The following is a 9,294-nucleotide window of genomic DNA, read 5'->3' as shown; positions in this document are numbered from 1 at the left end:
GTGCCGACGCAGCGCGCGGCGGCGGTCGACCCGAGCACGGAGCTGGAGCTGGCCCGGCGGATGGCCGACGAGGCCGACCGGCACGGACACCAGGCGGAGCTGCTGGCCCAGCGGCCGGCGCTGCTGCCCACCTGGTCGCCGCTGGCCCGCGCGGTCGCCGTCTACGCCGGGTGCGGGGCCGCCGCCGGAGTGCTCATGCTGGCCCTGGTGCTCGCCTCCGGGGTCGGCCTGGTCGACGGGTTCACCCTCGGCGCGTGGATCTGCGCCGGGCTGCCGGCGCTGGCGTTCTTCGGCGGGTACCTGGTGCTCGGCCGGTGGGGTCGGCCGGCCATGGTGGCCGGCACCCCGCCGCGCTACCTGCCGCTCGGGTTCCTGATCTGCTTCCTGCTGGTCCCGGTCGCCTACTGCGGCTACCTGCTGCTGGTCCGCGGCCTGCGCTGAGCCCCGCCGGCCCGCCCAGCTGCCTCCGGGGGAAGTGGCCGGTTGCTGCGGCGAATTGGCCTCAGGCCAGCCCTTCTCGGGCGTGATCCACTCGGTATCGCCGATATCGGGGTGTCCGGGCCGGCGGGATACCGCGATATCGGCGATGTCGTGTCGATCTTGAGTCTGCGGACCGTGCCGCCGGTCAGGGCCGGGTCGACGTCGCGCCCGGTGGGGTTGTGGCGTTCCCGGGCGGGCGCCACGAACCGGCGCTGACCGGCGGTCCAGCCCGAGTTTCACCGCACGAGTGCGCCAGTCACGGCCGGAGGCGATCGAACGGGGAAATGGCCGGTTGCTGCGGCGAATTGGCCTCAGGCCAGCCCGTCTCGGGCATGATCCACTCGGTATCGCTGATATCGGGGTGTCCAGGCCGGCGGGATACCGCGACTTCGGCGATGTCGTGTCGATCTTGAGCCTGCCGAGCGAGTGGGCGGTCGCGCTGGGTGCGGGGATCTCGTACTCTCCCTTGTGGTCTCCGCCGCTGCGGTGGTGGAGGTGATGGTCGAGCAATGGGGGAGGCGCTCGTGAGCGCGGCACAGATCATCGCGAGGCTGGCGGCGGCGTCGCAGAAGCTGGACGAGGCGAAGGCCAAGACCGCAGCGGCAGCGCAGGACGCGGCCGAGGCGCGGGCGCTGGTCGCCGGTGCGTTGGAGGGCGTGGCCGCCGGCCCGTTGATCGGCATGATCGACGCGTACCGCCAGGCCCTCGCGCAGGCGTCGCAGGGCGGCGACCCGGCGAAGCAGCACGTCCAGGAGACGATCGCCAAGGTCCGCGCGCTGGGAAACTGACCAGGGTGGTGGCAGCGCAACCCACCGAGAGCTGGCGAAGCGGCGGAGGTCAGGCGGGCGGCTCCGGCAGACGCTCCATCCGGTTCCAGCCCGCCCAGCCACGCTCGCGCATCAGGTCCTGCAACCGCTCCAACCGCGGGTCGGCCTCGAGGGCGAGCGCATCCAGCAGGTCGTGCGGTAGATCGTCGTAGGCCTCCTCGCCGAGGTTGATCCCGCCGTAGGCGTATGCCTGCTCGGCCAGACAGGCCATGAGATCGGCGGCTTCCTCCAGGCGCGGGTCGTCGCGTACGTCACTGTCGAAGATGTCGGACAGCACCCGATAGAGCCGGACGACCCGCGGGTCGTCGAGCTGTGCGATCTTCCCGGGCATGAACTCGTGGATGCGGTCGGGCCAGCCGGCCGCGACCAGGATCCAGCCGTCCCGTTCGCCCTCCACGACCCGCTCGGACGTTCCGATCTCCCGGAGCCGGTCGAGATACGAGACCACCTCCGGTGGGAGTGCCAGACTGTCGCCGGCAGTGAGCTGCGCGATCTGCTCGCGGCTGGTCTCCAGCCGTTCGATCTCCTCGCGCAGGTCGCGGTCGATTTTCCGAACCGCTTCGGCGAAGGTCGCGGCGTCGGCGTCGAGCAGTCGACCGATCTGGGACAGCGGCACGCCGGCGTTGGCGAGGGTGCGGATCCTGATGAGGGACACGACCGCTGCTGCGCCGTACCGCCGGTAACCCGAAGCGTCCCGCTCCGGCTCGGGAAGTAGCCCGATCTGGTGATAGTGCCGCACCGCCCGCACCGTGACGCCGGCATACGCCGCCAGTTGACCGATCGTCAGCATGCTCTGATCCTGCCCCCAACGCGCCCGGATCCGGTCGGCGCCGGCTCAGGAGATCCGGCGACGGTAGGTGATGTCGGCGAACACGTAGGCGACGACGAGGATGCCGCCGCACCAGGCGAGGGCGGTCCAGATGTCGGTGTCGACCGGCTGCTGGGTGAACAGGTCCCGGATCGCGTTGACGATGGAGGTCACCGGCTGGTGCTCGGCGAAGGCGCGCACGGGGCCGGGCATGGTTTCGGTGGGTACGAAGGCCGAGCTGATGAACGGCAGGAAGATGAGCGGGTAGGAGAACGCGCTCGCGCCGTCCACGGACTTCGCGGTGAGGCCGGGGACCACGGCGATCCAGGTCAGCGCCAGGGTGAACAGGACCAGAATGCCGGCGACCGCGAGCCACCCCAGCAGGCCCGCCCCGGTGCGGAAGCCCATCAGGAGGGCGACGAGGACGACGACCACGAGCGAGGTCAGGTTGGCGACCAGCGAGGTGAGGACGTGCGCCCACAGCACGGAGGATCGTGCGATCGGCATGGACTGGAACCGTTCGAAGATGCCGCCCTGCATGTCCAGGAAGAGCCGGAAGGCGGTGTACGAGATGCCCGAGGCGATCGTGATGACCAGGATGCCGGGCAGCAGGTAGTTCACGTACGAGTCGGACCCGGTCTGGATCGCGCCGCCGAAGACGTAGACGAAGAGCAGCATGAACGCGATCGGCATGATCGCGGTGGTGATGATGGTGTCCGGGCTCCGGGAGATGTGGCGCAGCGAACGGCCCAGGAGGACGGCGGTGTCGCCGAGGAAGTGCTTGGTCATCGTTGTTCCTTGTCCGTTCGGGCGCCGACGAGGGTGAGGAAGACGTCCTCAAGGGTTGGCTGCTTCTCGACGTACTCGACCTCGGCGGGTGGGAGGAGCTGCCGGAGCTCGTGGAGGGTGCCGTTCACGATGATCCGGCCCTCGTGGAGGATCGCGATCCGGTCGGCGAGCTGCTCGGCCTCGTCGAGGTACTGGGTCGTGAGCAGCACCGTCGTGCCGCCCTCGGCGAGTTCCTTGACGGCCTGCCACACCTCGATGCGCGCCTCCGGGTCCAGCCCGGTGGTCGGCTCGTCGAGGAAGACGACCGGCGGATTCCCGATGAGGCTCATCGCGATGTCCAGGCGGCGGCGCATGCCACCGGAGTACGTCGCCACCCTCCGGGTGGCCGCGTCGGTCAGCGAGAAACGCCTCAGGAGGTCGTCCGCGATCGTGCCCGGGTTCCGGAGGTGTCGCAGCCTGGCGACCAGGACGAGGTTCTCCCGCCCGCTGAGGATCTCGTCGACCGCCGCGAACTGCCCGGTGAGACTGATGGACTCGCGGACGTCGGCGGCCTGTGTCGCGACATCGAAGCCGTTGACCCGGGCGGTCCCGGTGTCGGCCCTGAGCAGCGTGGACAGGATCTTCACGACGGTGGTCTTGCCCGCTCCGTTGGAGCCGAGCAGGGCGAAGATGCTGCCGCGCGCCACGTCGATGTCCACGCCGCGTAGCACCTTCAAGTTCTTGAACGACTTCTCCAGGCCGTGCACGTGTATCGCGGGCTGCGCGACCTGATCGGTTGGTGGCGGGAGGCTCATGCCGGTCAGCATGGAGGGTTGACGCAGCGTCAAGGTCAAGCCCGCGGAGCAGATCGGCTCTGGCGGTCACCACCGCCGTCGGCGGAGCCGGCAGAGCTCAGTCCGCTGCGGAAGCCGGTGCGCCCGGAGCGCGGTCGATGACGACCACGGGGATCTCGCGGTCGGTGCCCTTCTGGTAGCGGGCGTACGTCGGGAAGACCGCCGTCATGACCGGCCACAGCCGGACGCGTTCCTCGGCGGTCGCCGTCCGGGCCCGTGCGGCGAACCGCTCCGCACCGACCTGGACCTCCACGGCCGGATCGGAGCTCAGGTTCAGGTACCAGGCCGGGTGCTTGACCGCGCCGCCGTTCGACGCCACCAGCAGGTAGGTGTCGCCGTCGCGGCCGTAGATCAGCGCGGTGCGCCGCAGCTTGCCCGACCGGCGGCCCCGGGTGGTGAGCAGCAGTGCGGGGTAGCCGTGGTACGTCCCGCCCTCCGCGCCGCCGGTCTCCACGTAGCGCCGGATGTGGCTGGCGACCCAGCCGACCGGACTGTCCTCAATGGTCTCGTGCTGCTCCGCTGCCGTCACGCGACGAGCCTAGCCGCGCAGGCGGTTGGCCGGCTGCCCCCAGAGACGTGCTCAGCTGCGCGAGCGCGGCAGGCAGCACTTCTTGTACTTGGCGCCCGAGCCGCACCAGCAGGCGTCGTTGCGCCCGGGCGGCCAGGCGGCAACGCCGGCCTCGTCGAGGCTGTCGGCGTACTCGTCGAGGGTTTCCTCGTCGATGGGGTCATCGCCGGCGAAGGCCGCCAGACCGGCGACGGTGCCGGCGACCACGCCCAGGTCCGCGCCGCCCAGCGAGGCGGCGTTGGCCAGCGCGCCTTCGATCTGGGCGCGGTGCTCGTCCCAGGTGGCGGGGAAGTCGTCGGCCAGCGCGGGCCAGCGCGCCAGCAGCGCCTCGAACTCCGCCCGCGGCCAGAACAGCAGCGTCGCCGGGCCGTCCTCCAGCGCGTCGAGCGCGTGGTCGCTCGCCGCGCGGAGCCGGTCGGCGAGGTTGTCGTAGTCGTCGTGCGGCAGGCCCAGGTCCTCGCGGAGGTCGTGCCGCCGCTGGGCCAGCCCGTAGATCATGGCGGCGGCCTCGTCCTGCGCGTCCTCGGACTCGTGCTGCTGGGTCCGGGTCCGTTCCAGGATCGCGTCGAGCGCCGCGGTGAGCCACTCCAGCGCCGTGTCGGTGCGGCCGGCGTCCGCCAGGTCGTCGATCAGGTACGTGGCGTCGGGATCGGTCTCCAGCAGCGGGCGCAGGACGGTCAGCTCGGCCAGGCCCTCGTCCTCGCGGCCGAGGCGCAGCAGCAGCCCGCCGCGCTTCGATCGGGCGTACGGGTCGTCCTCCGGCTGCTCGGCGATGGCGCGGGTGGTCAGCGCGAGGGCGTCGGCCAGGTCACCCGCCTGCACCAGGATGTCCGCGGCGACCAGCAGCGCGTAGCCGGTGTCGTCGGGATCGGCGACCCGCCCCTCGTCGACGGCGCCGACCAGCTCGGCGACGAGCGCGGCCGGGTCCGGGCTCTTGGCTCCCAGGGCGCCGAGCTCGTCGATGCGGTCGGCGGTCAGCAATTCGGACATGGGCGCATCCTGAAGACGACGGACGGTGGACGGGGGAGCGGCCAGCGTACTCCCGAACATGCCGCAGCCCGGGCGGCGAACCGCCCGGGCTGCGACACGGACCTCAGCGGGTCGACGGCAGGGTGGCGAACTCGCCGGCTAGCTCCGACTCGATGATCGTCGCGGTGGACGGCCGGCGACCGGCCGACGCCCGCCGGGCGGACGGGACGGCCAGGGCCGCGAGCGCGGCCGCCAGGGCGATCGCGGTGAGGACCAGAAAGCCCGTCGTGAAGCCCGCCTCCCGGGGCAGTCCGTTGGCCTGCGGGTGGGCGGTGATCACGCCGCTGACCACGGCGGCGCCGATCGCGCCGCCGATGGTGCGGATGTTGGCGTTCATTCCGGTGGCCACGCCGGTCTGGCTGGCGGGCACGCTGCCCACGATGAGGTTCGCCATCGAGGCGAAGGCCAGGCCGATGCCGAGGCCGACCAGGCCGCCGGCGAGCGCGACCTCCCAGCGGGTGTCGTGCGCGGCGGCCAGCATCGCGGAGGCGGCCACGTTGAACGCGGCGCCGGTGGCGAGCTGCGCCTTGGCGCTGAAGACGGACTGGAGCCGGCCGGCGATCAGGCCCGCCACGAACATCGCGACCAGCATCGGCAGCATGAGCAGGCCCGCCTGGCTGATGCTGGCGCCGAAGCCGTAGCCGGCGGCGGTGGGGGTCTGCACGAACTGCGGGAGGAACGCGTACACGGAGAACATCGACGCGCCGTAGAGTAGGGCGACCAGGTTGGTGGTCCAGACGCCGGGCAGGCGCATCATCCGCATGTCGATCAGCGGGTTGGACGAGCGCACCTCGGCGACCAGCCAGCCGACGAGCAGCACCACGGCGAGCGCCAGCAGGCCGAGCACCCGGGGAGAGGTCCAGCCCCAGGCCGCGCCCTGGCTGATCGGCAGCAGCAGCGCGACCAGCCAGCCGGAGAGCAGCAGGGTGGCCCGCCAGTCGATCCGTCCGGGGGTACGCACCGGCGACTCGGGCACGAAGAGGTACGCGGCGACGGCGGTCAGCCCGACCACGACCATCGGGATCCAGAACAGCCACCGGTAGTCCAGCGTGCTGACGATCGGGCCGGCCAGCACGACACCGAGGCCACCGCCGACGGCGACGATCGCCGAGATGGCGGCGACGGCGCCGGAGACCCGCGCGGCGGGGAACTCGTCGCGGATGATGCCGAACGACAGCGGGAAGACGGCGCCGCCGATGCCCTGCACGACGCGGGCGATGATGAGGACGCCGATGTTCGGCGCGATGGCCGCCAGCAGGCAGCCGAGGGCGAGTGCGGCGAGCGAGACGACCAGCGTCCGCTCCTTGCCGACCATGTCCCCGACCCGGCCGAGGATCGGCGTGAAAATCGACGCGGAGAGCAGGTAGGCGGTCAGTACCCAGGTCACGGTGTTCTGCGAGGTGTGCAGGTCCTGCTGGATGGTCGGCAGCACCGGGGTGATCAGCGACTGGAGCATCGCGAAGAACCCGGCGCCGGCCGCGAGCACGGTGAAGGTGAGCCGACGCGAGCTGCGTCGGGATGTCACTGCCACGAGAGAAAACTCCCTGATTGCGGTACGGAAGGAGGTTTGTGACCCGCCGTGTGGAGGCGGGTGGGGCTGTCGGGACCGGGCGATCGGGTGGCCAGGCGGATCGGGCGGTCCCGAGGTAAGCTAACCGGAGGCAGGCCTCCGGGATTCCGGAGGGGTGCCTCCACTAAGCTAGCGGAGGGGTGCCTCCGGATGCAACCAGGGTGAGGTGACGCACGTCATGAGCAGCGCGGGGCAGGCGCCCGAGGTGTTCGCCCGGCGGCCGAAGCGGGCCGACGCGCGGCGCAACTACGACGCCCTCATCGCCGCCGCCCGCGACGCGTTCGCCGAGCACGGCGCCGCCGCCTCCCTGGAGGACGTGGCCCGGCGAGCCGGGGTGGGCATCGGCACGCTCTACCGCAACTTCCCGAGCCGCCGGCACCTCTTCGAAGCCGTCTACGTCGAGGAGGTGCGGGCCCTGAGCCGGTCCGCCGCGGACCTGGCCGAGCTGCCCCCGTGGGACGCCCTCGTCGCCTGGCTGCACCGCTTCGTCGCGTACGTCGCCACCAAGCGGGCGCTCGCCGAGGAGTTGCTGCACGACTCCGAGATCTTCCGGAGCTGCCGGACGGAGATCTACGCCGCCGGCGAGCCGCTGATGAACCGCGCCCAGGCGGCCGGCGAGGTCCGCGACGACATCGGCTTCGACGACGTCGTGCGATTGATCAGCGGGCTCACGATGGCCCAGTTCCCGGCGCCCGAGCAGCGTGACCGGGTGCTCGGCGTCGCCCTGGACGGGCTGCGCCCGCCGGCCGTCGCCCGCTGACCGCTCAACCGTCGACGAGCAGCAGCCACTCGTCGTCGAGCCGCTTGACGACCGTGCCCGCCGGCCAGCGGTGACCAAGGTCGACCACCGCCCGCGCCTGCTCGACCTGCGGTGGCCGGCTGAACTGGACGTCGCGGAAGCTGGCCATGCTGTGGAATCGGGCCCGACCGAAGTTCGCGGCGTCGGTGAAGCGGGCGCCGTCGAACAGCGCCTCCGCGCCGAACGTCGTCCAGCGGAACAGCGCCATGTTCGTGAAACGGACCGAGCGGAAGCTGGCCGACCCGCCGAACTCGGTGTGCTCCATCGACAGAGCGCCGAGGAACTCGGCCTCCCGGAACGAGGCGGCGTCCTCGAACCGGGTCGCGTCGAAGCTGGTCGGCTGGCCGAAGGTCGCCCGACGAAATGAGGTGGGGCCGGCGAAGCTGGACCGCCGGCAGGACAGGCCGTCGAACGCGGCGCCCTCGAAGCTCGCCGACCCGCCGAACCGTGCGCCGTCCAGCACGACCTCCCCGTCGGCGCTGAGGTCGTCGACGACCACGTCACCGAAGACCGCCGCCCCGAACAGCAGCGGCCCCCGCGCGATCGCGCCCGCGAAGCTGGTCGTGCCGGTGAACACCGCACGCCTGAAGTCCGCGTCGACCAGCGTGCAGCCGGTGGCGTCGAAGTCGACGAGCGCGGCGCCGGTCAGGTCCAGCACGACGTCCGGCCAGTGGCCCGCGTCGTCCGCGCGCAGGTGCCGGGTCAGGACCCGCTGCGCGCTGCGCCGGACCTCCGTCTCGCGCGGCTCGTCGTCCGGCGCCGGCATCCGCAGGTACGCGCAGAGCACCGCCACGATCGTCGTGCGCTGTGCCGGATTGTCCTGACCGAGACGCTCCAGCGCGTGCAGCCCGCCGAGGCGTACCGCCGCGCTGTCGTTGCCGAGCAGCTCGACCGCCCGGGTGTAGAGCTCGGTCAGCCGACGCTCGGCCGCGTCGTGCTCGGCCGCCCCGGACTGCCGGTCCTGGTGCCGCTGCGCGGCCTCGGCCACCGACTCGGCGTGCGCCTGCACCCGGTCGCGGTGCGCCTGGTCCCGGACGGCGACGCTCTCCTGGTGCCGCTGTGCGCGTTCGGCGATCCACTGCCGGCGGGCGGCCAGCAGGAGCGCCAGCCCGCCGCCGGTGCCGGCGACCACGGTCAGGCCGGTGCGGATCGCGTCGATACGCAACGTGGCGCGGGTGTCCGGCTGGCTGGCCCGGTCGGCCTCGGTGAGCAGCAGGTCCAGCACGAGCCAGCCGAGGGCGGCGGCGACCAGCAGGCCGACCAGGACCAGCCACCACGGCATCACCCGCAGCCGGCGCTCGGTGGGTTCGTCAGCGGCCACGGCCACAGCATGCCATCCGCCGTCGCGCCGCGGGGTGTGCGCGCCGGGGGAGCGTCCGATGTGGAGCGATGGCGATATGCCGGTTTGCGCCTCCGTCGGAACAACGGGTTACCGGCGCGTAACAAGTCATTGACGTTTCCAAATTGTTGCGCGCATCATCGTCGCACGGTCGACCGGACACCCCCACCCACCTGCCCGGTTCGCCGGGTGCCTCCCCCCGGAGGTGCAGCCATGCTGCTCCGAAAGACCGTCCTCGTCCTGTCCCTCGCC

At 71.9% G+C, this 9,294-nt stretch carries 10 protein-coding genes; 3 read left to right on the top strand and 7 right to left on the bottom strand.

Annotated features, from left to right (window positions below):
- Window positions 1-441: hypothetical protein (locus EAD98_RS29320; RefSeq protein ID WP_121657198.1), on the top strand; the 441-nt coding region annotated here is incomplete at its 5' end.
- 563 nt (window positions 442-1,004) lie between these two features.
- The gene (locus EAD98_RS29315; RefSeq protein ID WP_121657199.1) at window positions 1,005-1,268 is read left to right on the top strand and encodes a DUF6244 family protein; all 264 of its coding nucleotides are present in this window, start codon (window positions 1,005-1,007) and stop codon (window positions 1,266-1,268) included.
- A gap of 49 nt (window positions 1,269-1,317) precedes the next feature.
- Here EAD98_RS29315 and EAD98_RS29310 read toward each other — a convergent pair whose 3' ends face one another.
- The 6 genes from EAD98_RS29310 to EAD98_RS29285 all read right to left on the bottom strand — a co-directional run bounded on the left by EAD98_RS29310 (window position 1,318) and on the right by EAD98_RS29285 (window position 6,865).
- Window positions 1,318-2,097: a MerR family transcriptional regulator gene (locus tag EAD98_RS29310; protein ID WP_121657197.1), complete on the bottom strand. Its 780-nt coding sequence runs from the start codon at window positions 2,095-2,097 to the stop codon at window positions 1,318-1,320.
- Window positions 2,098-2,142: 45 nt separating this feature from the next.
- Window positions 2,143-2,904, bottom strand: a complete 762-nt coding sequence (locus tag EAD98_RS29305) for an ABC transporter permease (RefSeq protein WP_121657196.1) — start codon at window positions 2,902-2,904, stop codon at window positions 2,143-2,145.
- Window positions 2,901-3,698 carry an ABC transporter ATP-binding protein gene (locus tag EAD98_RS29300; protein ID WP_233584023.1) on the bottom strand — a complete coding sequence of 266 codons (798 nt, stop codon included), beginning with the start codon at window positions 3,696-3,698 and terminating at the stop codon, window positions 2,901-2,903. The genes EAD98_RS29305 and EAD98_RS29300 overlap by 4 nt, the downstream gene beginning before the upstream one ends.
- Before the next feature lie 97 nt (window positions 3,699-3,795).
- The gene (locus EAD98_RS29295; RefSeq protein WP_121657194.1) at window positions 3,796-4,266 is read right to left on the bottom strand and encodes a nitroreductase family deazaflavin-dependent oxidoreductase; all 471 of its coding nucleotides are present in this window, start codon (window positions 4,264-4,266) and stop codon (window positions 3,796-3,798) included.
- Window positions 4,267-4,317: 51 nt separating this feature from the next.
- A complete protein-coding gene (locus EAD98_RS29290) occupies window positions 4,318-5,295 on the bottom strand; it encodes an SEC-C domain-containing protein (protein WP_121657193.1) in 978 nt (325 codons plus the stop codon).
- Between the two features lie 103 nt (window positions 5,296-5,398).
- The gene (locus EAD98_RS29285) at window positions 5,399-6,865 is read right to left on the bottom strand and encodes an MFS transporter (protein ID WP_121657192.1); all 1,467 of its coding nucleotides are present in this window, start codon (window positions 6,863-6,865) and stop codon (window positions 5,399-5,401) included.
- Window positions 6,866-7,082: 217 nt separating this feature from the next.
- On the opposite strand from EAD98_RS29285, the gene EAD98_RS29280 reads away from it, so the two are divergent.
- Window positions 7,083-7,664, top strand: coding sequence for a TetR/AcrR family transcriptional regulator (locus EAD98_RS29280; RefSeq protein WP_199723609.1), 582 nt, complete (start codon window positions 7,083-7,085; stop codon window positions 7,662-7,664).
- 4 nt (window positions 7,665-7,668) lie between these two features.
- Here the strand turns inward: EAD98_RS29280 and EAD98_RS29275 are convergent, their stop codons facing one another.
- Window positions 7,669-9,024: a pentapeptide repeat-containing protein gene (locus EAD98_RS29275; RefSeq protein ID WP_147457524.1), complete on the bottom strand. Its 1,356-nt coding sequence runs from the start codon at window positions 9,022-9,024 to the stop codon at window positions 7,669-7,671.
- Between the last annotated feature and the right edge of the window lie 270 nt (window positions 9,025-9,294).

Origin of the sequence: Micromonospora sp. CV4, from assembly GCF_003667455.1 — a bacterium.
Taxonomy (GTDB): domain Bacteria; phylum Actinomycetota; class Actinomycetes; order Mycobacteriales; family Micromonosporaceae; genus Micromonospora.
This window is presented reverse-complemented; position numbering and strand designations above follow the sequence as displayed.